This window comes from Paenibacillus sp. FSL R5-0486, assembly GCF_037975155.1.
Classification (GTDB): domain Bacteria; phylum Bacillota; class Bacilli; order Paenibacillales; family Paenibacillaceae; genus Paenibacillus; species Paenibacillus amylolyticus.
Genome location: NZ_CP150237.1, coordinates 3,705,616 through 3,731,706, shown reverse-complemented (window position 1 = coordinate 3,731,706; position 26,091 = coordinate 3,705,616). Strand labels below are relative to the sequence as shown.

The following is a 26,091-nucleotide window of genomic DNA, read 5'->3' as shown; positions in this document are numbered from 1 at the left end:
ATCAGCTCCTTCTATTTATTTTCAAGCCATTGGTTTAACTGGTTTTGCTTTTCCGTCAATATTTTCTCTACGCCTGCATTCTTTAGTTTGTCGAGATAAGCACCCAGTTCTGACGGGTCAAAAGTTCCTGTCTGAAAGCCTGCATCATACTGGTTTTGGACGTTGGCCACCGAGGTAATTTGTGTTTTGACCGGATTGATGTCGAAGCTGAAACCCATCGCCCTTGATTTTACGGCACTCTCATTTTCGCCCCTCAAGTGCTCCCACATGTCAGGATCGTTCCCTTCCCATATATAGGACAGGAAATTGTTCCCCACGGCATATTGGTTTGAATCGTATCCTGTTGCAGTAACGCCATCCGGCTTGCCGATTAGGTCATTATCCCGTTTAACATAATGCTTGCCTTCGATCCCATTCGTAAACAGATTAATGACTGCTTCGTCCGAGTAAAACAGTTCCAATACTTGAATCGCCTTATCCGGCTGCTCACTGTTCCTTGCCAAAGACATCATGTTGGAAGCTACGCTATTTCGTGTCATATACGAATCCTCAAGGGGGACGCATACAAGTTCAGTCCCAGCCGCAAGTGATTCCGAGTAACATTCATTGATATTCCGGATATACGAGAAGGCTTTGCCTGCCTTGATCAGATTGGAGCCCGTTTCCTGTGACGTTGCGACATCTTTGCTGAAATAACCTTTTTGATACCAATCACGCATCAGGTCAGCCATTGTGGAGAACCGCGAAGTCGCAAAAAGGTTCTGCACGGTGAAGTCCTCCCCGCCAAAATCCAGTACGCCAGGTACTGTTCCCAATGGATCAAAATTCAGCATGGCTTGTCCGGGTGTTTCCTGTGAGTTATAGCTGACAATCGGCGTGACACCCGGCTCCTTGTCCTTGATAAGCTGCAATACAGCAGAGATATCATTCCAGGTTTTTATGGCGCTAAGGTCAATAGCATGTTTATCGGCAAGCTCTTTGTCCATCACAAAACTGGGGGAAAGTGCCCAAGCTTTAATGCTGGGAACGCCATATGTTTCGCCATTCATCTTCCCGGCTTCTGCGGCTTCCTCCGGAACAGCCTCCAGTATCTTTTTACCAAATTCATTCAACGATTCGTCCATGGGCAGTAACTGTCCCCTGCCGATTTGGGATTCAAGGCCGAACCAAACGCTGGTATACACCAGATCCAGTTTCTCGCTGCCCGCCAGCATCAAGTTCATTTGATTGGCATAGTTCGATCCATTAACAGGCAAGAGCTTCACGGTGGCGCCTACCTTTTCCGCTGTAATATCAGTGATGGCTTCCTGAATTTCCTTAACATCTGTTACATCCCCAAAAGCTGGATACGTCATGACCACTTCATACATGTCTGTTGCTGAAGCTTTTCCAAGTTCTGCCCCCTCCTTACTGTCTGGGTTTCCGCATGCCGTCAACAATAGAGGGGCCGCACAAATTAAGGACATTACCTTTATGAAACCCACAGGCAATCTTTTTCTGAACATCTTCATTCACTCCCCATGTTTGCTTTTGGATAAGACATCTTGGATACGAAGCATAACTAACCTTTTACGGCACCAATAGTCAATCCCTTGACGAAGAACTTCTGGAAAAACGGATACGCTGCGATCAGCGGCAACACGCCGATTACGGCAATAGCCATTCTCACACTGCCGAGAGGTACGGATGAGACAACTGCTGTCTGACCAGACAAACTGCTTTGCTGCAAGTACTGGACATCAGACAACATTCGATTAAGCAGGTTTTGAATGCTGTAGAGGCTTCCGTCATTGATGAAGATCAGACCGTTAAACCAATCGTTCCAATACGAGATCATGAGCATCAGACCAATGGTTGCCAGGCTTGGGAGAGCAAGCGGGAGAACGATTTTGCAATAAATAACCCATTCGTTGGCTCCATCCACATAGGCTGACTCCACGACTTCGCCGGGAATTGATGTGGAAAAGAAACTACGCATCAACAAAATGTAGAACCCGTTGGTCAGTAAATTCGGGATGATTAGCGACCAGATGGTATCTTTCAAATGGAAGAGGTCCGTATAAACCAGGTACATCGGCACCAGCCCCCCATTGAAGAGCAGGGTGAAAAATACGAAGAATGACAGGAACGAACGAAACGGAAGCACATTTCTGGATAGCGGATAAGCGACCAGGGTTGTGATCAACAACCCAACGATCGTGCCCACGACCGTGATGAACGTCGTAATTCCATACGACCGCAGAATCAACGAATACTGATTAAACAGATACACATAAGCATCGAAGCTGAATTGAGCCGGTAACAAACGATAACCATCCCTGATAATGGCTTGTTCCTCGGTTAGGGAAGCGGATATCAGAAGTATAAACGGAAACACTGCAGCGATTCCCATCATGATGAGCACGAGGTGAACAGCCATTTGATATATCCTATTTGAATACATGTTGTCCTCCCCCTTAGCTAAAACAGCGCCAAATCCCGGTTTTTGCGACGAACGATCGCATTGGTCGTTAATACTAACAGAAAACCGACAATGGACTGGTACAGTCCGGCAGCGGATGACATTCCGAAATCCCCAAAAGTCATCAATCCACGATAAACGTATGTGTCAATGACATCGGTAGTCGTTTGCAGTGCACCCGAATTCAGCGGAACCTGATAGAACAATCCGAAATCGGAATTGAAGATGCGTCCCACTGCAAGAAGCACCATAATGACCATCGTGGGTTTAAGCAGAGGAAGGGTAATGCTCCAGACTTGCCTCCACTTGGATGCCCCGTCCAGCGTAGCGGACTCATAATATTCTTGGCTGATACCTACGATTGAGGCCAGATAAACAATGCATGTATAACCGACGTTTTTCCACAGATATACGACACTTAATATAAAGGGCCATTTACCGGAATCCGCATACCACGACACGGGGTCTATCCCCATTAAAGGAAGCACGTAATGGTTGACGAATCCGTTTTCCTCGTTGAGCAATGCCAGAACCAAGTAAGCGACAATGACCATCGAGATCAGATAGGGCAGCAAAATGATGCTTTGATACAGTCGGGAGACAAATCGCTTTTTTACCTCGTTCAACAATACGGCCACAGCTATGGAGAGCACTGTTCCAAGCACGATAAATGCGCCGTTGTAAAGTAACGTGTTTCGGGTAATCACCCAAGCATCCTGCGTTTGGAACAGATAGGCGAAATTATCGAAGCCTACCCAGTCACTTCCCCAGATTCCTTTTGCAAAATTGATATCTTTGAACGCAATCACAATGCCGAACATGGGCAAGTAATTGTTGATGAACAGATAGACGATGCCTGGCAAAATCATGACCAATAACAGCCCATGCTTTCTGATGTTTTGGATGCGGTTTGCATGGAAACCTCGACGCATGTCTCTCTCCCCCTGTTCGTAACAATGATGTTTGGTTTGTGTAACTCCTCCAACATCCCTCCTATTCTATTAATGTCAGTTTATGTGACTCAAAATTGTTCTTATATGAATAATACGATGTAAGTAAGCCTCAGTCATTGGTGTGATTCACTAAAAAAAATGATTTCATTTGGATTATTACACCAAAAGAAAAGTCTGTTTAAATTTAAATGTTATGTATTATCACATAAACTGCATTAAGCAACGTTTTATACGTCATGTGATCAGCCTTTTCATGCCAAAAAGCAACGCACCTGAAAAAGAATGCGTTGCTTCATGTATATTAAAGATTGTTACGAATGGATGGCTGCCATCTGTCTGCTGTTCGGAAACATTCGACCACCAACAAGCACACCACCCGAAAATACAGCTTGGCGTGGAGGTGCTGCAGCCAACGCATGCATCGCATTTATGGCATTTACCAACGAGAAAGTGCCTCGTTCACCCACTTTTGGAGTTAATGGCGCATTGGAAATAAGCTTGTACGTTTCTAGCAACCAGAAGTCCTCCACCCAACCGGATGCTTCAGCGAGACGTGACCCACGGGAGAGCATATCGCCATTTCCGAATGGGCTCCACGAATCCAAAATGTTATCGGAACCGATATGAACGGACACTCCCGTTTCCATCAACAGTTTGATGGGGGGCATAGGCCTGTCAATGGGCACACTCGTCATGATGGCTACGCCGGTCGCACACAACCTTTCCGCGAGTGAGCGCACCTCTGTTTCCCCAACCTGGCCCAAACAGTAGGCATGGCTTACCGCGGTACGGCCGGGTATACCGGCTTGTTCTGTCAGTTCGGCGAAGCGGCTGATCGTGTATATTCCGAGATGACTCGGGTCATGCAGATGCAAGTCGATGCCCGCAGAGAATTCTGTCGCAAGTTCAAACATGGCTTCCAGACTGGCATCCACCCGGCGGTCCAGTCCGGCCGGATCCACACCACCAACATAGTTGGCTCCAGCACGAAGCGCTTCCCGCATGACGGAAACGGAGTCGGATCGAAGCAGGCCTTGCTGGGGAAACGCCACAATTTCCATATCGATGCGTCCCCGGTACATCTCACGCACTTCCAAGACCTCCTCAAGATGAGAGAGGCCAATTTGCGGATCCACGTCAACGTGTGTGCGGATTGCCGTTGTACCTTGGGCTAGCATTAAATCCAACATTCGTTTCGCGCGTTCTCCCGCCCCGGTCGGTAGTTCCCCCAACATACTTTTCTCAAATTCCAACTGGCCGGGCAGCGTGACAAACGGCTGCAAAGATTTCCACGGCTCACCAATAAAATGCTTGTCCAGATGGGTATGCATATCTGTCATTGGCGGTACATAGTGCAGCCCATCCGCGTCAATGACGGTTGTCGCCCTACCGGCAATATTTACAGATGTGAGATCCGCATCCGTTCCGGCAGTTTCAATGCTGACAATAAGTCCAGTTGCTTGATCAATCGTTAGATCAAACAGGTTTTCCGACCATTTGACATTTTTCACGAGTGTTAAGCCTTTCTCCATAACTCCATCCCCTTACTTCATAATTCGATTGTTTCCATCCCATCCGACAACCACGGTAATTCCAAAAGTTTTGAGTCAGTACAAGCTACTTGTAATCCCGATTTCCAAACCGTGCGGGCCTCCGGTTTATTAAGCAGAACTTCCCTTTCCGACCGCTCTCGGAACAATACCATATCAGCCGGAGCGCCAACCTTAACGCCATAATTATCAATGCCTAACGCCTGTGCTGCGTTATGCGTCAGCATGTTGGTCAAGATGAGCGCATCCCGTTTGCCACCCATGTACGAAGTAATCGCCAATAGCCAGGCAACCTCAATTGGGTCTGTTTTGCCAAACGGCGTGAATGGGTTGCGCACATTATTGACGCCAATTGCCACATTCACTCCACAATCCTGCAGCAGTTTCACGGGAGTCAGACCTCTATGATAACCTTCGGGGCCTTCTCTTCCATTCAAAAAGAGGTCCGTCATCGGCAACGTAATGACGCTGATTCCGGCAAGACACAGAAGCTCCCCGATAGCCGAAGCTTCGTGTTCAGGGAGGGAACCGAGCGAGGTTACATGTCCGGCGGCTACATGCCCCTGCATTCCGGCAGCAATGGTCCTTCTTGCGATTTCCACAACGGCACGGTCGTTGGAATCGACCGAGAAATCCGCGTGAAAATCCAACGGTTTTCCGTACTTCCCTGCCAGACCAAATGCAAAATCCAAGTGCTCCCCCAGGTCTGCATCCTGATAAGTGATTCCTCCAATCACATCGGCTCCCATACGAATGGCCTCTACCATCAGCTCAGCAGTTCCCGGACTCTTGAACACCCCTTCTTGCGGAAAGGCAACTACCTGTAAATCCAGTTGATGTTTTAAGGATTGTTTGAGACGAAGAGCAGATTCGACAGCTCTGAGTCCAAGAATCGGATCAACCTCCGCATGGCAACGCATATGGGTTACACCATTCCTGACGGCTTCCCGAATGACACCCAGCGAGCGACGATACATGTCCTCCCTTGTGAACGAACTTTTCAGTTTGGATGTTATCTGAATCGCGTCCTGGAGAGACTCCGCCTCCCGATCCATGGAATCCAGCAAATATGCTTTTTCCAAATGAATATGCGGCTCGACGAATCCGGGCAGCAATAAGCCCCCTTTGCCTTGCACTACACGAGACGCTTCGGTTTTCCTTTCCCCGCATGGCGTGACAAATGCAATCTTGCCTGAGGATATCCCGACATCCATTCGCCTTTCATCCCCGGAAATCACCGTATCTGTGATAAGTAGATCAATCATTACATCCTCCGTTCATGTACGCTTTTGTTACACGCAAGAAACACTTTAAGCATAATTCACTCTTTCTGAGAAATCATTGGATGAAAAGGATAAAAATAATTAGCAATCTTGGATGATCAAACCAAAGATATTTACTCCGCATGATCGTAGTGTTATATTACTTAACAATAAAATAACTTGTTCCAGAAAGGGATGGGTCGATGTGCTGCTGACAGATTTGCTGAAAAACGGCATTTACGATGATGCCAGAGTGATTACGGGGCATAAGGGTCTAGTACGTGAGGTTCAAACGGTCAACATTATGGACTGTCCGGATATCATTCACTTTCTAAGGCCAAACGAGCTCTTGCTGACCAACGGTTTTTTCATGAAACAGCAGCCTGAGATGTTTATTCAACTAATCAGGGACATGCAGCGTCTTAAGTGCTCGGGGTTGGCCATCAAAACCAAGCGCTTTGAACTGCCAATCCCTGATGAAATACTTTGGGAAGCGGATCAGAACGAATTTCCCATCATCGAAATTTCCGATGTCCGTCTATCCCTTGGCGAAATTTTGCAGCGATCGACCAGTGTGATTCTGAACAACAAGAGCGACGAACTGCAATATGCACTCAGCATCCACAAAAAATTCTCCGAGATGATCATGCGCGGCAAAGGAATTTCCAGCATTATCGATTCCCTGTCCAAACTGTTCTCATCCCCAGTCATCCTGTTAAACTACAAATGGCAAACCATCTCCGCTTCCAACCAGAATACAAGTGTTGCTGAACTCACTGCAGCCGCTGTAAATACACTTCAACACTTGTCCGATATTTCTAGTCCCACTTCGTTGTGCTTTATCAACCCATCAGTCCGAGAGCGTTGCTGCATGCTTGTATATCCAGTAAAAACTTACCGCCACGAAGGCTATTTGTTATCCTTTCATTCACCGGATCAATGGACGGGGCTTTTCGGTCTGACGCTTGAACAGGCCTCCAACGTCATTGGAATGGAGCTGACCAAATCACAGGCTGTCAAAGAGCGCTCCCGCAGGCACAAAAACGAATTCTTCTCCGATCTGATTGAGGGATATATCACTTCTGAGCAGGAGGCGCTGAACCGCGGCAAGAGATGTGGGCTTATCAAGGGGCGTTCAAGCGTCGTGCTGACCATGCGTAATGACGAGGTGAATCACATGCATCAAAGGTTTCCTAATTACGAAGGTTCGGCGCCTCCGAAAGGAGATAATGTCACGGAGCAAGAGGAGCAATACGAGCACATCAAACGTGTTTTTGGTGGGTTAGATCATTCCTTCGTCATGTTTACCAAACATGATACCTACTGCCTTCTGTTATCTATTCCTGAGTCGGGATGGGATGAGGCGAAAATCACCGAGCAGCTGTCAGGAATGCTTAAAGAGCTGCATCATGAGACTGGACTGAGTCTGTCTATCGGCATTGGCAAACCTGCATCAAATGTACTCGGCGTTCGTCATTCTTATACAGAAGCAGTTAATGCATTGCAATTCGGCTACTGGCTAAAACGAAAGCAATTTGTCCAATCTTACCAAGCCAAGGACATCGGATATTTATTCCACATGCTTCCCCACAACGAACTGAAACAATTTTACGACGCGACCTTAAACGGACTGCTGCAGATTGCAGACGAACATGAAAAAAAAGAGTTACTGCGCACCTTAAACGCTTTTTACGATACACAATGCCAGCTTGTCGAAACATCCAAGCAACTTTTCGTTCATCGAAATACGGTGGTGTATCGACTGGAAAAGTGTGAAAAAATCCTGGGTGTGAAACTCAAAGATCCAACTGAAAGCTTACGAATCCGCATAGCGATAGCTATCGAACCTCTGCTAGGACAAGATTAAAAGAAAAAAGCCGCTATAATAGCGACTTGAATTGAACAATGTCCCTTCCCACGACACTTCTTTATTTCTTTATTGGAATATCTATGAGATACGCCATCATGGAATAAACTTTGATTATTTTACTAATATCCATTTTTGTCGATCAAGTGATGGATTCAGTTCACTTAGGAAAAGTTCGGTCCCATCTTCCGATACTTCTAATGCTTTTTGATGATGAGCTGAAGTAATATGAACTGATCCGTCTTTGTTCTCGTGAAGGAGCCAACGCTGGTTGTTGTACCCTAAGTAATGATATAGCTGAAGTTTGTTTTGCCCTATATCCAGATCAAGCGTCTGACCGGCCGTAGTACGAATCGAATACGAACCTTCTTCGTCACCTGTCGGAACAAATACCCACTTCTGGACGGAAGCTACACTTGCATCCTGCAAGGTAACCGGCTCCCCGTTGACAAGGTTAACTGTATAAATGGATTTCTGTGTTGCGGTATTTACAAGGCTGGACTTGGTGATGTTTACAGGTTCGCTGTTGCTCACATTGACGTTCTGATAAGATGCGGAGCCGCCAAATACATTCAGTCCAAAGTGGCCTTCTGCAAAAGTACCATCCATGATATCTATCACTTTTTGACTGTTTACGTGAACTACAATATGCGGACCATTCGCTTCTATTTTCACCTTATACGTATGACCTGGCTGAATGAACGTTGGTACTTTTGCAAGAACCTGACGTTCTTCAAATCCTCCATTGATTTTATAGAACAGACGAATGGCCTTCATGTTAGGGTCTAGATTCAGATAATAACCACTGCGACCATCTTCGCTAGCCCTGAACAAAATAGAACCTGCCCCTCCTGTTTCACCGAGCTTCATGTCTGCTTCATACGTAAAATTCCCAGCCTTCTCTTTGGCAATATAATTCGCATCGCTAAAATATTTACCACGAATCCCATGTTCACTAACTAACCATGAAGCAGCAGACAGATCTTTAGTCCATCCACTCAGGTTTGTCCGGAACTCGCCACCTGAGACTTTAATGAGCACACTACTGGAAGCTTTACCATTCGGAGTAGATACGGTGACTGTGGACTCCCCTTCTTTTTTTGCCTTAATAACTGCATGTGAATTGTCTACCAAGTCTATGGTTATTACTTCGTTATTACTGGAATTCCACTTCAGCGGTTGAACGCCTAGACCCGGGCCATACTCGACCATCGCCTGCAGTGTATCCGACTCGCCTACCCCCAGTTCCCGAACCCTCGTATCCATCTTTATTTGAGCTTTTGAAGGAATGTCCTCATTCCAGACAGATTGAAGTTGATGCACTTTCAAGGAAACAACGTTCACATTCCCACCTTTCACGTAAAAACTCATCGCTCTACTAGCAGGATCCGGAAATATTACATCTGAAAAGACGACTTTGCCGTTGTTACCAAAGGCTTCAACAGAAGATTCATCCACAAGAATACGCATCTTGATCCGATTATTCTCCATTTGCGCAGGCGCTTCATGTTTCTTACTAAATAGGTTAGAAAAATCCGTTTCACCGGATGCAGTTCGGTCCACAAACATATTACTATCGCTTGCCTTATAACCCACGACCGTCTTCTGATTTGCACCCTCACGAATGTTAAAGCCAAACTCGGTCGCTGTGCTGGTTTCAGGGATTTCAATTTCAGCTTCAATTTCGTAAGCACCTGAAATAATACCTTTTAGCAGATTCCCGGAAGAAGGACTCACCGACTTGTTAGAAGCAGAGTACAAAGGTTTACGCAGTGATTCCAATTCTTTGATTGGACTTTGCGTCATCCGAATTCCATCTTTGGTTGTTACCAATGATACTTCTCTCGGAATGGTTAGTTCACCTTTCCAATTGGACGTTGAGAAAGCGAACGGATAGTCCCAATTCGTCATCCACGCCATCATCACTGTGCGATGATCAGGCATGTTAGCGAAAGACATCGAAGCGTAAAATTCTTTACCAAAATCTGTTCTTAGCACCTTACCCGCCGAATTATCGTTCACGAATTTACCATCAGCTGTTAAATGACCGATAAAATACTCGGCATCTGATCCGCCTGTTTTGGGATTCGCTCCTGTACTGATCATCATAACCCACTTCTTCTGTGACGTTCCGTCTACCGGAAGCTGGAACAAATCAGGGCATTCCCATACGCCTCCGCGGACGTAATCCCCATATCCCCAATTATCTGTAAATGTCCAGTCAAGTAAGTTCGTTGACGTGTAGAAACGAATATGATCTCCTCCGGACACAACCATAACCCAGCGGTTATTCTCATCATCACGGATCACTTTCGGATCGCGGAAATCCCAATTCCCAGCTTCATTTCCGCTCTTACCCGGGTTCTCGATCACAATCGGGCGTTCCTTCGAATACTCCCAAGTGCGACCTTGGTCTTTACTGTATGCCAGACCTATACGCTGGTTCCCATTCGGGCTATCTGGGTTAAAGGAAGTATAATATGCAATAAGGCCCTTGCCTCCTGAATCTCCGAATAAACCAGATGCATTTGTCATATCCGCAATAGCCGACCCAGACCAGACATGTCCGTGATCATTCCAGGGAAGTGCAATCGGAAGCCGTTTCCAGTTCAGCATATCTTTACTTACCGCATGCGCCCATGTTCCTCCATCCTGATGGAAGAGATGATATTCTCCTTCGAAGTAGACAAGTCCATTCGGATCACTCGCTGAACCACGTATTGGCGTGTAATGATATTGTGGACGATATATCTCATTGTAATATTGGCTCAGTTCCGTCACATAAGTATCCTGAAAGTAAGCCGTCCCCTTTTTTACGACGATTCCGGTACTTCCACTCCTGTAGGTTGAATCTTTCACGTCAATCGCGGCCGTAGTGTATCCGTCCAGGAAGACCTGAATTCGATCTCCTTTTGCCTTGATTTCCACATGATGTTTGGCTCCCATCTGACTCGGATAAGTACGTTGCGAACTGGCAATTACTGTTCCTTTTGTATTCGTCAAACTTACACGGACCTGATCTCCTTCCTTCGTAAGAGTAGCTTCATAACCTTCAGCTCCATCGGTTGAAGATCGAAATGCGAGAGCTGCAATAGAATCAGGACGAAGGGTAATGTTCCCTTCATAAACCATATCAGTCGCCTCTTTGTTATAGATTTGCTGTGCTATGCTCCCCTGTTCTACCGTCCCTCTTTTGCCGTTGATATCAGGCTGCCATTTTCCCTTGTTAGAAATCACCGTCCCCAAATTACCTTTCAGATCGCTCACCACGATGTTCGAAAACAAGGCGGATCCATCCCATACATGGAGTCCAAGCTTTCCGCTTTGATACGAAATGTCCTGAACATCAATTAATGGTTTATATTGATTGCCCCAATATACTTTTAGCGAGGAACCCACTGCCTTCACTTTGAGATGATAGATTTGCCCCATTTCAACAGAAACTTTACGCTCCTCCTTTAATTTCCCATCTCCATTTCTTGCATCTCTTAACCGAATCAGACCTGCGTCCGGAACGATTTGCAGCATGTACGAGCTAAAGCCATCCTCATTAGATCGAAACAACAATGTTGCATCCGCCTTCGTATCCCTGATCATGACATCAGCTTCATAGATAAAATCATCGGACACTGTCTCTGAGATGGCCATTACATTTTCTTTAGGCTGTGAAGTTAGCAAGATTCCTTCTGAAGTATCCTCTAATCCTCCTTTTCCTTTCACTTGCCAGCCTATCAGATTGGTATTTGATTTGGATGCGCTTTCAAAAATATCAAGCTCCTCCTTTGCCTGTTTATTTGTTTCCTGATCAGCAAGTACAGCACTAGCCGCAATTGATTTAGATGTAAAAATACCGTTTGAAGTAAGAACTAGTCCCGTTGCCATCAGAAGACATATTGCGAATTTAGATTTATCTTTCATTCCATACCCTCTTTTCTAATAGGATTGTAAAGTCGGTTCAAATTTAATTGGTTTTGGACAACCAGTTCAGTTCGGTTGATTTTCCCAAATGCTTACGAGATCATTGATTTGAAGCGACACGACCTTTAGTTCTCCGCCAATGGCATAGAGTTCCAGCCCTCTACTTCCCAAGTCGGGGAAAATCGTGTCTGAAATGATAGTTGTTCCATTGTTGCCAAAGATCTCTACACTTGACCAATCAACATAGATGCTCAACTGTATCCGTCTATGCTCTGGCTTCATAGGGGCCTTGTGTTTTGTAGCAAAATCGGGATGGAAATCAACAGCGTTTGACTTCGTTCGATCGACAAACAACTCCTCATTCAAGACATTATATCCGATGACTGTCTCCTGGTTGGAAGAGGAAGACTTTCGCACCTTGAACCCAAATTCTATTGCATTACCGATTTCGAGTTCCGCAATAATTTCCATCTTTGTAGCAGAAACATCAGACAAAACGTTCATATCTGGTTTAATCGTAATGTCTTGTAGAGACAGAATTGATCTTCTAAGTTGATTTAACTCACTTATGGGTGCTTGAATTAAGCGAAGTCCTTCCGAATACGTCCTGAGCTGAATCTCTCGTGGGATGGACATATGGCCACGCCATTCTTTAGAAGGAAGAGTGGAAGCATAACGCCAATTATTCATCCAGCCGACCCAAATCTTTCGCCCATCCTCATTCGGTATACCATCCCAGGTCACGGCCGCGTAAAAGTCAGATCCGTAATCTATCCATTGGATTGTATCGAATGATTCCAATGTTTCATCTAGTGTAAAAACCTTACCATCAAAGTGACCTATAAAATACATCATGCCAGAACCGCCTGCGGGTGGTTCTGAATCGTTTGGATTTACGCCATTTCTATCTCCGACACTTAGTGTCAGAATCCATTTAGTGGTATTAGGGTCCTCATCCACTTGGAGTTTAAAAACATCAGGACATTCAAATATTCCACGATGGATGCCCGGAATATCAGAACCGAAACCGCTTGCAAAAGACCAATCCTTAAGATTCGAAGATGTGTAAAATTCTACACGGTCGCTAACAGCAAGAACCATTACCCAGTTTGAAGATTCTTCATGCCAGAATACCTTTGGGTCTCGAAAGTCTAGCGTCTCCGTGGGGAATAAAACAGGGTTACCTTCATATTTTGTCCAGGTTCGACCTTTGTCCTTGCTGTAAGCGATGCTTTGAACCTGCGTTTTACCGGGTTGAGCGTTGTTACCATTATTAGTATAAATTGCAACCAATCCTGATCCTGCTTCGTTGAAGAATCCGCTTGTATTGTTCTTATCGACTACCGCACTTCCCGAAAATATCGCTCCATCTTCCCCAGGCGGGATGGCTGGTGGGAGTTCATCCCAATGTACTAAATCATTACTTACTGCATGCCCCCAATGCATTCTGCCGAAGTCAGGCTGCGTATCATGGGGAGTATATTGGTAGAAAAGGTGATATTCTCCTTCGTAATAAACCATTCCGTTAGGATCGTTAATCCAATTTCCCTTAGGGGAATAATGTATTTGCGGTCTGTATTCATTTTTATAAATAAAGTTTTCTGGACCTTTGCTGATACTATTTTCACCTGATAGATGTACTTTTTTAATTTTATTCACGCTCCCTTAAGGCTATTTAAAATCTAAAAAAGTAATTTGCATTCCTTATTAACAAAATAAGCCACCTGTTTTCATTTGTCAAAGTATTTTTGTATAAATGAACACTATTTTTTATGTATATATCTGTTTTAGTTTACATTTGCACAATTTATGATTAGTTATAGAAAATAATAATTTTTATTTAAGTTGATCTAATCATTTTTTTAATGATTTAAACCTAATGGTTTACAAATGTAAAAATGTTTATATCTAAACTTCTCTTTACTTGTTCAGCAAAATATCGTTAGTATTAAACCTAATATTACCGATAAAACAAAAAAAGCCGCTAAAATAGCGACTTCAATAGGAATATGCTCTTGTCTCTTAACATGTTCTAAATAAATTAACGGCTCGCTTATGCTTTAACAACTTCAACCTTTTTATCCCCTGCTGACTTCGCTACCTCTAACGTTGTGTTACCTTGGATAGTGACTATTAGGCCAGTAGCCAGCATAGAAACGATTAAAGCTGCGCTGAGGGCTGTGGAAATTTTCTTCTTGACCATAACCATACCTCCGATATCTATTATGTTGTGTTATGCGGCTCAAAGAACTATGATGAGCCGGGTGTGACTAGATATTACAATATTTCACTTTTTTGTTGGGCAATCTACCTGGTGATTGTATTATAACGTACTGACAATGATTGTAAAAGGGTTTTTTCCTTGTGTTCAAATACAATAAAGTATGATTGTTTTCTCAGAATTTCTTTTCAAAACTAAAAAATTTGGCGGTCATTCTCCTTGATGTAAAGTATCCACATATTCAATAAACCTTTTCGCTGCTGGGGAAATATTATGATCATCTCTCCACTTTAATCCTATTTCCCAGTACCATCCTTCATCAATAATAGGGATCCAGACCAATTCATCTAACATCAACCCCAACGTCTTAGGTAGTACTGATACACCTAGACCCGACTTTATAAAACCGGCTACAGTGATCAGGTCCTCCGCTTCATAAGCCGAAGCAAGAAAAAATCCGGTATGTCGGAACCGGGATATGATCGTTGCTTTTAATCCACAATTGTTTTTCAATCCAATAAATGGCTCGCCAGACAGCTCTGCCAAACTAAGAGCGCTACAAGCTGCATAACGATGTTGGGAGGGAACAACAATGTATAAAGGAACATTTTTAATCGTCTTCCAGTGATGATTATTCAAAGTAGATTCCCTCGATGTAATCATAATATCCGAGAATCCTTGCTCCAGATGTTCATCAATATCTCCTAAGTTCCCTTGTGTCAATTCGAACCGAACTTTGGGATACTTCAATTGATAACTTCGAATTAGGCTAGGGATCAATTCAACACCGAGAATATTTAGATAAGACAACGTAATCACACCAGTATCCGGATTGGACCACTCTTCGATTTCTCTTAGACCATTTTCAATATTATGTAGGGCTCTACCAATCCATTTAGAGAACATAGTACCGTTTCGGTTCAGCTTTATATTTCGTCCATTTCGCTCAAATAAAGGAGCTCCTATCTCGTTTTCAAGCTTGGCAATTGCATGACTTAACGCTGGCTGAGTAATACCGAGTTTTTTGGAGGCTAAGGTCATATGTTCAAGCTGTGCAACGGTCATAAAGTATTCCAATTGTGTAAGTTCCATTAAAACAACCCTCCATATATTAATAATATTCATCATTTCTATTATTATAATAAATTGGACGTTATGAAAGTAGCAAGTGTAGTATTAGTTCTAGCTCCTCTCGAACAACACATTAAGGTTTAGAGACAGAGCAATTTCAAATTAATCATCGAATACCATCACTAGGAGGAATAGTTATGCATAAAGAATTTGAGTTCTCTGTATCAGAATTTAAAGGTAAAAGGGTGCTTGTAACCGGAGGAACAAAGGGAATGGGGCAAGCAGTTGTGAAAAGACTTGCAAACGGCGGAGCTACAGTTCTTACTACTGCCCGTTCCCTATCTGCTGACTTGCCAAATTCGGTCAAATTTGTGCAAGCAGATGTCGCCACACCTGAAGGTGTAGAGCAAATAATTACAGCAGTAAAAGAGCAACTTGGAGGTATCGATATTATCGTCCATTGCGTAGGTGGATCAACGACACCACCAGGAGGCGCACTTGCATTGAGTGATGAGGATTGGCTTCATACATTAAATTGGAATTTACTCGCAGCAGTTCGACTTGATCGTGGCTTAATTCCACTTATGTTAGAAAATAATTCAGGCGTTATTCTTCATTTCACTTCCATCCAGAGACGTTTGCCTTTATATGAAACTACACTGGCTTATGCGTCTGCCAAAGCCGCGCTGGCTAATTATAGCAAGGGATTATCAAATGAATTTTCCCCACAAGGAATTCGCATAAATACGTTGTCTCCTGGGTTTATTCAGACAGAAGCAGCTGACGCATTAATTGATCGGATCGCAACTGAAACCGGAAGTCGAGAAAGTGCCCTTGAACAACTTATGACTTCACTCGGAGGTATTCCAATTGGTCGGCCAGGATTTCCTGAAGAAGTCGCTGAGCTGGTCGCATTTCTGGTCTCAGACCGAGCAGCATCTATTACAGGTAGTGAATATGTCATAGATGGGGGAACTATCCCTACCGTCTAATAATTAATTAATAAAGGGAGAGAACAATATGGATCTCAATCATTTACCGTCTGTAATTGCCAAATACATTACTGCATCTAACAAGCCAGACCCAGTAGTATTTGTAGATTGTTTTTCAGAAAATGCCGTTGTGATGGATGAAGGAAAAAAGCGAAATGGCAAACAGGCGATTCGGAAATGGAGTGATCAAAACCATTTCGCGGCGAATGTAACGTTAGAGCCAACAAAAGCCAAAAAAATAGGTGATGAAATTGTGTTAACATGCAAGCTGGATGGTACCTACGATAAGACGGGTCTACCCGATCCGCTATTATTGGATTATCATTTTGTTATTGTTGACGATAAGATCATTAGACTTTCCATTTTCTAAAGATATCCAAATGGCTTGTCCGCCACGGGCTGCAGTAATAAGCTCTCTTTGTACATGATTTGAACAAAAAGATGCCCCCACAATGATGTATTTGATCATGTAGGGGGCATCTTTTAAATCACGACAGCCGTTCAACATTAATCAAAGGCTGTATTTTGATGTCGAAGTCAACATTAATTTTCATATTTTCCCAATATCTCAACCATTGCTCTTCCGTTATTGGTTTAGAAAAAGGCTTAAGTGAATGTGTTCCGACCTCTAAGGGATCCACTCTCAACCGTTGCATACTTTTTAATAATTCTGACGTTTGTTCCTCAAGGTATACCTCAATCTCATGAATTAAATGTTCCAATTGTTCCTCGCTTTGAATATTCTTTTCTCCCTGATATTCCTCAATTCTTCCTTTCAATCCCACATGTAAAGACAAGGATGAATAGTCACTTGATAGTTTCATGCGAATATTGGATCGAACACGTCCCAAACTGATAGATAACTTTGGAATGGCCAAGACTTTTAAGAAATGATCGTTATCCAGAAGTTGAAAAATTTCATCACTTACGTCTTGAGTAACCATTACTTCTTTATCATTTTGGAAAAAGGCCGTTCCTACGTAATTGAAATTGTTTTTATCCGCATGAAAAACCGGCAGGATCGGATCCTTAAGAGGGGAATATAACATCTTCATGAATTGATGAATATTGACAATGCTCATTTCACCTTGGTTATGTTCCTCGTAATGCTTTAACATCCGATAAAGAAAATAATCTTGGTTTTCTTGCTTCGTCAATTGATTTTTTATGTATTCATCAAAATCGCCTCTGACAATCAATAAATAGACATGCATTGAAATATCGGGATCAACCAATATCGTATTGATCAGCTTTTCAATGCCTTCTTTTGTTGCCAGTTCCTCATTGATTAATAACATTCGCAGCTGCCCCTGCTTTAATTCCCGATAATAAATTAAATTAAACTCCTTGCCCCCCTGTTTTAACAGATCAACTTCCTTGGAGAGAAAGCGTTTTTTTTCTTTGATGAGTGGTGGCACTAAAGTGCTGATTTTAAACTTCCCCTCCGTCCCCTTGTCAACCGACCAGAAAACTACCGGAGCGATCTCTTCGATGATATTGTTCTCGGCATATGGAGAAGAGCAACCGGCCATCCACATAAGGCTTACAATCGCCAATAAACCATAATGCTTGTATGGTATCATGCCTACACACTCTCCTTTCGTTTAACCATAGTGAAAAGGATCGTAGGAACAAGTAAATAAATGAATGCACCAAGCCAGATTTGAATGTTCAGTAACATCTTTTGACCCGGAACCGTTTGCCATAACCATTGATCCATTATGATAATACTTATCAAAATGACAAACCAACTCGACAATAATCCGATCCGAGTTGTGCTTTTGTTCATTTTTTTCATAAAGACTCTTCCAGCTCCATATAAACACAACAAAAGAATTGAAATGTCAAATACATAATTAAACATATGGAAAGAGATAAGGATGTAATCGATTCGTTCTAAACCACTCATTTGAATGTAACTTCCCATATATACTACCGGAAAGTTGATCTTGCTTAAAAAGTTTGAACCGTAAAACAATACCGAAGCAATGAACAATAATGAATATTCCATAATCGTCAGCATGTTTCCAATGACAAGATATTTTGATATTTTTTTATTGGAGCTTAACCATGGAACCATAAAGGCCAAATATACTGGACCGGAAAATGCCGACCAAATAAACAACAAGCCCTGCCATGAATGTCCTGACCATTCGGTGGGGATTAGAGGATACAAATCGCGGTAATTTGCAATCGTTGGAAAGAAAAAGGGAATAAACATGATTAAGATCCACGCCCCGCAAAGAAAGGCGATAACGACAAAACGCAATGTTTTTTCCATGCCATGTGAAGCCACAAATAAACTGATCGAAAGAATAACTAGGATCAGCCACTTTTTATTCATTGATGGATATATAAAATTATGGAGCATTTCAACGTAACCCAGTGTGATGATTGAAATTTTTAACAGTATTATTACAAAACCAAGTATTGCGAAAACTTGAACCGCCCGTTTCCCAAAAAGCTGTACAAATCCTTGATAGCCTTTCGATGCATAACTGGAAGTAAACCATTTGGATAGCATCATCAAATTAAGTTGGGACAGTAGCCCCAAGGCGACAATTCCCCAAACCATATAGGAATGAACCAAATAAACCGGCATGATTAAAATAAAATAATGCATTTGCGTTCGATTAACTAATAAAAGGAAATGGATGCCGCCAAGGGTGGAAGTTTGATTGAATAGGGATAAAGTCTTCATTTCTTCATCTTCTCCTGTCGCCATTTCTGTAGTGGTTTTAGATTATGCGGACGCGTTTTCATCCAAATCAAAGGCCCGCGAATAAAGAGGTCAATCCAATCCTTCCCATAAAAAGGTGAAAGCGGCGCTAAATAAGGTTGACCTAATGACGTTAATGCATGGAGATGCGCAAGAATGCCGATTATCCCGACCACGATTCCTGGCAGCCCAAGAAACGATGCAAGGATAAGAAGAAGCAATTGCAACAGAACCATGGATTTTGTCATTTGATAATTGGGAACTAAAAAGAAAGCAATAGCGGATATACCCATCAAAACAATTAATACTTTACTTGCAAAGCCTGCCTCTACAGCCGCTTGTCCAATGACAATACCACCGATAACCCCTAGAGTTTGACTGGTTTTGGTCGGCATTCGCAAACTTGCTTCTTTGATGATTTCCAGCGTTACGATCATGAAAATTCCTTCCACAAACGGAGTAAAGGGCAATTTGCTTCTCGATTCCAATAATACGAAGAGAATCGGCAGCGGAACCATTTGGTAATGAAATGTCGTTAACGCAACATAAAAAGGAATCATCGTCAAAGAAATAATAAAACTTCCATACCTCATTAAACGTAAAAAACTGGCTACCGGCCAACGAAGGAAGTAGTCTTCTGGCGATTGGAATAGATGGAATAATGTAATGGGACAAATTAAAGCAAACGGTGAATTGGAGACTAATAAAGTCAGCTTACCCTCACCTAAGGCGAAGGCGCAGGCATCCGGCCGATCCGTTTGTAGAAACTGGGGAAAGACCGTATGGTTATGATCTTCAATAAAAGCTGCAAGCTGTGCGGAGTCTAAAAACTGATCGAAATCCACACTTTCAATTTTCTCTCTTGCAAGGGAAACAAATTCCGGATTAATTATTCCGTCTATGTACATTAACACAACTTTTGTTTTACTCAGTGATCCTATAGTGAAGCTTTCCGTTTTTAATGTCGTTATAGGCAAACGTCTGCGCAACATTGTAATGTTATTATCGATTTGTTCGCTGAAGCTATCTTTCGCTCCATATATAACCGTTTCCGTTTGGGAAGGTTCAATTGCCCGGCCAAGAGGATTTTCCAACTGTATGCCTAGCCATTGATCGTTGACTGAATCGTATAGAAGAATATATCCTTGCATTATTTTTTGCCCAGCATCTTCGATCGATATAACTTCTGAAACATCAGAATTGATTATGCATGAAGGAAGCGAATTTCCGCCTGATTGATGAAGTGGCTGAATAATCGCCTCGTTTAAACGCTCTTGATCTATTAATGTTTTTATAAATAAAAGATGGACTGAAGCACTCGTACCTATTTTGTGCTCAATGATTTCGGCATCTTCCATATGGTTTAATATCTGTTTTAAATCATCAAGCCATGTAGACTTTTGATGATTTTTCATTTGAGGCTCGTGTTTTTCAACCATGGTCGTCTCCTTTATCAAAGTAATAAAATGGTGATAAGGTTAATATCTTGTCCTGTAATCGAAAAATCATACGACCGGCAATTTGTAGTTTAACAGCAATATCGGGAACAACATGCTACCAGATTAATCTTAATCGAATGAGTGTATTATGGTACCCTACCCTTTGTATCTGTCTCCGGCTTTCCTCTTGGGCGACAAAAAACAAAAAGACAGGCATCAACTGATACCTGTCCCTATCTTAAGTTCATTAGAATTACTATATTGCCCTTAGATAAAGGGCCTACGGTCCCGCAAAATGAACTGAATAATCTGCTATTAAAATCTGCTTTGAAAAGTGGGATGTATCAAAAGGTAGGAGCAGGTAATTCATCAATGTTCATGCGTAGTAGACTATAGGGTTTTTGTCGCAGGTCTTTTCCGTAATGAAATCTGGCCTGCCTATGTAATTGGTTCACAATTACATATAAGTATTGATCCGGACCAATAGAAAAAGTATCCGGCCATAAAATTCGGGGATCATGGGCGATGGTTTCCATGATTCCATTTGGCAATATCTTTCGAATACTATCGTTTTCGTAATCTCCAGCATAAACGTTTCCTTTAGCGTCTGTGATCATCCCATCAGATGCACCCTTCTCTCCCCAATACTGCACAAGATCACTTAACTTAAAATCCGGTATCGTTCTGTCTCTTAACGATTCTGTTGAGATAGAGAATAACTGGCGACTGGTTAATGGACAATAGAATAACATTTTTCCATCAGGGGAAATCGCTATACCATCAGAGGCCAATCGAAACGGAGATGTCGAACCATCCGCGTTTCGATTCATCAAAATTTTACCTTCCACTTTTGGCACAAAATACGGATCGGGTGAGGTCGAGCTTGCTCCATGCAACCGTCTATACGCATTTCCGTTTTCTAAATTTACGACGATAATAGCGCCTGGCCCATTGGAAGAAGAATCCGTTATATATGCGTAACCTGCTTTTCCTACACGAAAGTCAAATCGGACATCATTCAGATACGTTGTTGGCAAGACTACATCATCTGCAAATGTATATACTTTTCTTATTGTATTTGTTTCTAAATCTACCGCGACTAATTTTGCTCCTCCTTTAATTGGCTCAGAAAAATTTGGTGCAGCTGTGTCCAGTACCCACAAGGTTCCCCTTCCATCTGCAACAACACTTTGGACACTGATGAAGGACATAACGATATTCAATGGGTTGATCAAATTCGTTTCTACATTAGGATAAGGTTGCATCTCACCCTCAACAATTTCCGCTACCGTAAATCTTACGTCATCTCCCCATTTCGGAAAGCAAATGAAGATACGCCCGGTTTCGGATACACTAACGCCTGTAGGCATAGCCCCGTAAAAGGAATGAACGAGTTCTAACTTACCAAAATATTCTTCCATAGGTAACATAGGCAGTATGATGTCCTCCTCAACAAGGTTGAATAGATATTACCTATAATTATGTTCAAGACATATTCTAATGCCTCTCCCTTAATCATTTTTTTTCAACCTTCATTTTGAAATTGTCCGATAGATTTAAAAACACAAAAAACTTCGGCGTAAGCCGAAGCATGTTGACTGTAACTATATGTGTTCTAGGAAAAATGCTTCCTCCGATCGTCAACGCAAAACTTTGCCAAACTTATCAGTACCAAAACCGTTTTATTGTTGGTCCGGTAAACCTAATGCATTGGCTGAAGTTATCGCTTGATCTAAAAATTCCTCTGCTCGGGTCAATTGCTGCCTGGCAATCTCCAACGCTTGTGAATTTGTTGCCGCATTAGATTCACTTAACGAGCTTATTGCCTGATTTAAAGCCGTCTGCACCTCAGAAACCGCGTTAGATGCATGCTGCTCCAGCGTATTACTAACACTCGAGTTAAGTGCATCTTCTGCTGGTTTTCTTGCGTTTTCGGTTGCTAGATCAATTTTGTTTTTATTGGGCACCGTGACTCCTCCTTCCATGAGTAAGATCATTCATTTAAACAGAAATAAGTATGGGATTGAGATTTTGTTTATATCCCTGCGACTGTATGGGAATATTCGGATCTTACCTCTCCGGTGATCCATATTAGTATAAGATCCGATGCATTGGAAAATCTAATCTTGATGAAAAAGGAGGGGATCATTTCTGAATGGCTAATCCAACGCTAGCGCCGCACGAATCGATGGAACTGCATGAAGCGTTAAACTTCAAAACGCTCTGCATCGCTAAGTCGAAACTTATGCAAGGCCTGGTCTTTGACCAAGAGCTAAAAGCATTAATGCAGAAAGACGTAATTCAATCCATACAACAGATTGCTGAGCTGCAAGCAATCTACGCAAGAGCTCCTTTTCAAGCACCCGTTCCGAATAATCCGACACCTATAACACATTAAGGGGAACTCAGATGAATACCGATTATTTAGATCCGATTAATTCATTGAATATGCCGGAAATGGCAGATATGACTTTTGCCATGGACTTCCTTCTTCGTGCCAAGGAGGGTGTACGTAATTTGTCCATCGCCCTGACGGAAACGGCTTCACCGGATGTAAGAGCCCTGTTGCATACTCATCTGAAGCAGGGAATTGCAATGCACCAAGAAATTTCGGAGCTCATGATTCGCAAAAAATGGTTTCATCCTTATGAGCTGAACGAACAGTACCAACTCGATCAGCTTTCGGCGAAAAATACGGTGATGATCGGGCAGATGAATCTGTTCCCGGGTGATACGTCACGTAAAGGGATGTTTGATCGGACCCCAGATGAACATATTGGAGGACATAAAGCATGAAGGCGGTAACGTATCAAGGGGTTAAAAATGTCGTGGTCAAAGAGGTGCCGGATGCGAAGATTGTGAAACCGGACGATATGATCGTAAAGATCACCAGTACCGCGATTTGCGGTTCTGACCTTCATCTTATTCACGGGATGATCCCTAACCTTCAGGAAAACTATGTCATCGGACATGAGCCGATGGGGATCGTAGAAGAAGTGGGCCCTGGCGTGACCAAGGTAAAAAAAGGCGACCGCGTAATCATCCCGTTTAACATCGCATGCGGAGAATGCTTTTTTTGCAAAAATCAGCTGGAAAGCCAATGTGACAATTCCAACGAACACGGGGATATGGGCGCATATTTCGGCTACTCCGGAACGACCGGCGGATATCCCGGCGGGCAAGCGGAGTATTTACGGGTCCCATTTGCTAATTTTACCCACTTTAAGATCCCTGAAAACTGCGAACAACCGGACGAAAAGCTAAGCTTGATCGCCGATGCCATGACGACGGCATTCTGGAGCGTAGATAACGCCGGCGTTAAAAATGGAGATACGGTCATTGTGCTCGGCTGCGGCCCGGTCGGACTCCTGGCCCAGAAGTTCTGCTGGCTGAAAGGAGCTAAGCGGGTCATAGCCGTCGACTATGTCGATTACCGCTTAAAGCATGCGAAGCGAACAAACAATGTGGAAATAGTAAACTTCGAACAGGATAAGAATATTGGGAACACTCTCAAGGAAATGACCAAAGGCGGCGCCGATGTTGTCATTGATGCGGTAGGAATGGACGGCAAGATGAGCGATCTTGAATTTCTAGCCAGCGGTATGAAACTGCAAGGCGGCACCATGAGCGCATTTATCATTGCATCTCAGGCTGTTCGCAAAGGTGGCACCATTCAAGTCACTGGGGTATACGGCGGACGTTATAACGGATTCCCGCTCGGTGATATCATGCAGCGAAACGTGAATATCCGTTCCGGACAAGCTCCGGTCATTCACTACATGCCATACATGTACGAGTTGGTTACGTCTGGCAAAGTGGACCCTGGCGACATTGTTACGCACGTCATTCCGCTCAGCGAGGCCAAACGGGGCTATGAAGTGTTCGATACAAAAACGGACGATTGCATTAAAGTCATCTTAAAGCCTTAAATATGAATAGATACATGGGAGGACAATCTGAATGGATTCCACATACGCTTTGCATGAGATGCTCGAGGTACATGAAATAGCTGCGTTCAAGACGGTTTGTATGACTAAATCCAAGACCATGCAAGCTCTGGTAACCGACCCGGAGCTCAAGCAAATTTTGCAACAAGATGCGATCTTATCACAACAGCAGCTTCAGGAGCTCGGTGGAGTGCTGTCTAAAGCGACTGTATAGGAGATAAAAAAATGAACCCAATATTAGAACACATGACTGGTCTTAATACGCTGACCGATGACGTGATCGCAATGGATTTTTTGATGAACGCCAAGAGCGGTGTCAGAAACTACGCCATGGCTGTGACCGAATGTGCCACCCCCGAAATCAAACAAATTTTGATGAAACAGCTCGATGAAGCCATAGATTCTCATGAAAAGATATCAAATTACATGGTGCAGCATGGTTTATACCACCCTTACCATATTGCAGAGCAAATTCAGCTCGATCTGAAAAACATTCAGACTGCTATGAACATTCCGTCCTGACACCCTTTTTGATTTTAGCCAGAGACTTCAGAGAACAAAATGTCCCTGTGTCAAGAATTTCAACAATGAAAAAAGGCGGATACTATCCGCCCTTTTTTTGGCATCGTCACGAAACACGCTTATTGCAAGCGTTCCTTTACGTATTCTACTTATTTCTATCCTGAGACTGTTTATGGCCGCTGCTCTCTACTTTAATTGACTACAGTGAACTTAAGGCTCCAGCTTCCATGACATTTCCCAAAAATCAAGCTCAAAGCGACTGCACATCACGAAAATATCCTCCATCCGTTGGTACGTTCCCTCGCTACAGCCTTCTAATAGCTTATCAGTTAACGTCACTAGGGATTGATTGTTGCTGTTGTATTCAGAGGAAGCATATCCTGTGATCCACTCTCCGTAAAAAGGATGATCAGCTGCACCTGGCTTTTGGGCAAGGACTTGACCAATCTCTGCATAGCTCCATGAGCAGGCCAGAATGGATACAAGTACCTCTGCTATGCCACCCGCATGGGAAACAGAGAGCATATAGTTAGTATAGGCTGCATTTTTCAGGGCAGGTTTTACCTGGAAAACATGATCCTCTGTAATTCCTAATCGCTCCATATAAGAACGATGAATTTTCATTTCACCATTCAGGATGTTATCTACGTTTTCACTAAAAAACTGCATCAATTTGGGGTCGTGCGACTTGACAATACCTAGTGCAAATACGCGGGCATAATCGAACAGGTACAAGTAGTCTTGCAGCAAATAATAACGAAATTGTTCGACCGGTAAGGAACCATCTCCGATTCCTTTAACAAAGGGATGCTCAAGACATTCCTTCCACACAGGCTGTGCTGCCTGATATAGTCTCTCTGAAATAGTCAACATGTGTTCCTCCAATTCATAATGTACGTATTTAAAAACAAAAAAACGAAACATCCATAGGATGTTTCGCAGACAAATACACTAAAACAAGGGGGTTCGCATGAGCTACCCAAGTACAGTGTTTCATCGTTGCATCCCTACGTTGGCATTATCCAAATCAGGTAAGGTCGGTTTAACACCCTCTCAGCCGGTTAAGGCTCCCTCGCAAACGGTTGTATGTAGTTGATTACTATCTTATTCCCATAAAAGAAAAAATAACATCAATTTAGTATATCAAGGGCTGTTAAATATAGTCAAGG

Annotated in this window: 23 protein-coding genes and 1 riboswitch; of the genes, 8 read left to right on the top strand and 15 right to left on the bottom strand. The window is 43.1% G+C overall.

All coding sequences use genetic code 11. The features are described from left to right. Positions 1-11 precede the first annotated feature (11 nt). The 5 genes from MKY01_RS16525 to MKY01_RS16505 all read right to left on the bottom strand — a co-directional run bounded on the left by MKY01_RS16525 (position 12) and on the right by MKY01_RS16505 (position 6,229). Complete coding sequence (locus tag MKY01_RS16525; RefSeq protein WP_339282653.1) at positions 12-1,505, bottom strand: ABC transporter substrate-binding protein; 1,494 nt, start codon at positions 1,503-1,505, stop codon at positions 12-14. A gap of 56 nt (positions 1,506-1,561) precedes the next feature. Next, positions 1,562-2,443: a carbohydrate ABC transporter permease gene (locus MKY01_RS16520; RefSeq protein ID WP_338706110.1), complete on the bottom strand. Its 882-nt coding sequence runs from the start codon at positions 2,441-2,443 to the stop codon at positions 1,562-1,564. A 17-nt stretch (positions 2,444-2,460) separates the two neighbouring features. After that, on the bottom strand, positions 2,461-3,393 hold the full coding sequence (locus MKY01_RS16515; protein ID WP_339282651.1) for an ABC transporter permease subunit: 933 nt from the start codon (positions 3,391-3,393) through the stop codon (positions 2,461-2,463). A gap of 332 nt (positions 3,394-3,725) precedes the next feature. Beyond that, positions 3,726-4,946, bottom strand: coding sequence for an amidohydrolase family protein (locus tag MKY01_RS16510; protein ID WP_339282649.1), 1,221 nt, complete (start codon positions 4,944-4,946; stop codon positions 3,726-3,728). Positions 4,947-4,963: 17 nt separating this feature from the next. Next, on the bottom strand, positions 4,964-6,229 hold the full coding sequence (locus tag MKY01_RS16505) for an amidohydrolase family protein (RefSeq protein WP_339282647.1): 1,266 nt from the start codon (positions 6,227-6,229) through the stop codon (positions 4,964-4,966). A gap of 202 nt (positions 6,230-6,431) precedes the next feature. Here MKY01_RS16505 and MKY01_RS16500 point away from each other — a divergent pair, with 202 nt between their 5' ends. Further along, complete coding sequence (locus MKY01_RS16500) at positions 6,432-8,093, top strand: PucR family transcriptional regulator ligand-binding domain-containing protein (RefSeq protein WP_339282645.1); 1,662 nt, start codon at positions 6,432-6,434, stop codon at positions 8,091-8,093. Between the two features lie 114 nt (positions 8,094-8,207). Here MKY01_RS16500 and MKY01_RS16495 read toward each other — a convergent pair whose 3' ends face one another. The 4 genes from MKY01_RS16495 to MKY01_RS16480 form a co-directional block, all read right to left on the bottom strand. Further along, positions 8,208-12,011 carry a GH32 C-terminal domain-containing protein gene (locus MKY01_RS16495; protein ID WP_339282644.1) on the bottom strand — a complete coding sequence of 1,268 codons (3,804 nt, stop codon included), beginning with the start codon at positions 12,009-12,011 and terminating at the stop codon, positions 8,208-8,210. A 66-nt stretch (positions 12,012-12,077) separates the two neighbouring features. Next, entirely contained in the window at positions 12,078-13,670 is a 1,593-nt protein-coding gene (locus MKY01_RS16490) for a glycoside hydrolase family 32 protein (RefSeq protein WP_339282643.1), read from the bottom strand. Positions 13,671-14,064: 394 nt separating this feature from the next. Beyond that, positions 14,065-14,214, bottom strand: a complete 150-nt coding sequence (locus tag MKY01_RS16485) for a hypothetical protein (RefSeq protein ID WP_164783315.1) — start codon at positions 14,212-14,214, stop codon at positions 14,065-14,067. Positions 14,215-14,442: 228 nt separating this feature from the next. Next, the gene (locus MKY01_RS16480) at positions 14,443-15,324 is read right to left on the bottom strand and encodes a LysR family transcriptional regulator (protein ID WP_076253196.1); all 882 of its coding nucleotides are present in this window, start codon (positions 15,322-15,324) and stop codon (positions 14,443-14,445) included. A 176-nt stretch (positions 15,325-15,500) separates the two neighbouring features. On the opposite strand from MKY01_RS16480, the gene MKY01_RS16475 reads away from it, so the two are divergent. Together MKY01_RS16475 and MKY01_RS16470 are read left to right on the top strand one after the other, a co-directional pair. Further along, the gene (locus MKY01_RS16475; protein WP_036615385.1) at positions 15,501-16,295 is read left to right on the top strand and encodes an SDR family oxidoreductase; all 795 of its coding nucleotides are present in this window, start codon (positions 15,501-15,503) and stop codon (positions 16,293-16,295) included. A gap of 28 nt (positions 16,296-16,323) precedes the next feature. Further along, a complete protein-coding gene (locus MKY01_RS16470; protein ID WP_036615388.1) occupies positions 16,324-16,665 on the top strand; it encodes a nuclear transport factor 2 family protein in 342 nt (113 codons plus the stop codon). 118 nt (positions 16,666-16,783) lie between these two features. Here MKY01_RS16470 and MKY01_RS16465 read toward each other — a convergent pair whose 3' ends face one another. The 5 genes from MKY01_RS16465 to MKY01_RS16445 form a co-directional block, all read right to left on the bottom strand. Next, positions 16,784-17,878, bottom strand: a complete 1,095-nt coding sequence (locus tag MKY01_RS16465) for a Ger(x)C family spore germination C-terminal domain-containing protein (RefSeq protein ID WP_036615391.1) — start codon at positions 17,876-17,878, stop codon at positions 16,784-16,786. Positions 17,879-17,880: 2 nt separating this feature from the next. Beyond that, positions 17,881-18,996, bottom strand: coding sequence for a GerAB/ArcD/ProY family transporter (locus MKY01_RS16460; RefSeq protein WP_076253194.1), 1,116 nt, complete (start codon positions 18,994-18,996; stop codon positions 17,881-17,883). Beyond that, entirely contained in the window at positions 18,993-20,453 is a 1,461-nt protein-coding gene (locus MKY01_RS16455) for a spore germination protein (protein WP_036615397.1), read from the bottom strand. The genes MKY01_RS16460 and MKY01_RS16455 overlap by 4 nt, the downstream gene beginning before the upstream one ends. Before the next feature lie 344 nt (positions 20,454-20,797). Continuing rightward, positions 20,798-21,883 (bottom strand): L-dopachrome tautomerase-related protein, encoded by a 1,086-nt coding sequence (locus MKY01_RS16450; RefSeq protein ID WP_339282638.1) that lies wholly within the window; start codon positions 21,881-21,883, stop codon positions 20,798-20,800. Between the two features lie 252 nt (positions 21,884-22,135). Further along, on the bottom strand, positions 22,136-22,420 hold the full coding sequence (locus tag MKY01_RS16445) for a hypothetical protein (protein WP_339282636.1): 285 nt from the start codon (positions 22,418-22,420) through the stop codon (positions 22,136-22,138). 188 nt (positions 22,421-22,608) lie between these two features. Here MKY01_RS16445 and MKY01_RS16440 point away from each other — a divergent pair, with 188 nt between their 5' ends. From MKY01_RS16440 to MKY01_RS16420, 5 genes are read left to right on the top strand one after another with little or no spacing between them, the layout of a single operon-like run. Next, positions 22,609-22,851, top strand: a complete 243-nt coding sequence (locus MKY01_RS16440) for a hypothetical protein (protein WP_036615405.1) — start codon at positions 22,609-22,611, stop codon at positions 22,849-22,851. Positions 22,852-22,862: 11 nt separating this feature from the next. Next, a complete protein-coding gene (locus MKY01_RS16435) occupies positions 22,863-23,249 on the top strand; it encodes a spore coat protein (protein WP_047843178.1) in 387 nt (128 codons plus the stop codon). Then, entirely contained in the window at positions 23,246-24,382 is a 1,137-nt protein-coding gene (locus MKY01_RS16430; protein WP_036615410.1) for a zinc-dependent alcohol dehydrogenase, read from the top strand. Before MKY01_RS16435 ends, MKY01_RS16430 begins: the two co-directional genes overlap by 4 nt. Before the next feature lie 31 nt (positions 24,383-24,413). Further along, positions 24,414-24,614 carry a hypothetical protein gene (locus tag MKY01_RS16425; protein WP_076210515.1) on the top strand — a complete coding sequence of 67 codons (201 nt, stop codon included), beginning with the start codon at positions 24,414-24,416 and terminating at the stop codon, positions 24,612-24,614. An 11-nt stretch (positions 24,615-24,625) separates the two neighbouring features. Beyond that, complete coding sequence (locus MKY01_RS16420) at positions 24,626-24,922, top strand: spore coat protein (RefSeq protein ID WP_036615415.1); 297 nt, start codon at positions 24,626-24,628, stop codon at positions 24,920-24,922. A gap of 210 nt (positions 24,923-25,132) precedes the next feature. Here MKY01_RS16420 and tenA read toward each other — a convergent pair whose 3' ends face one another. Continuing rightward, positions 25,133-25,792 (bottom strand): thiaminase II, encoded by a 660-nt coding sequence (gene tenA / locus MKY01_RS16415; protein WP_339287192.1) that lies wholly within the window; start codon positions 25,790-25,792, stop codon positions 25,133-25,135. 116 nt (positions 25,793-25,908) lie between these two features. Further along, a riboswitch (TPP riboswitch) is annotated at positions 25,909-26,006 on the bottom strand. Between the last annotated feature and the right edge of the window lie 85 nt (positions 26,007-26,091).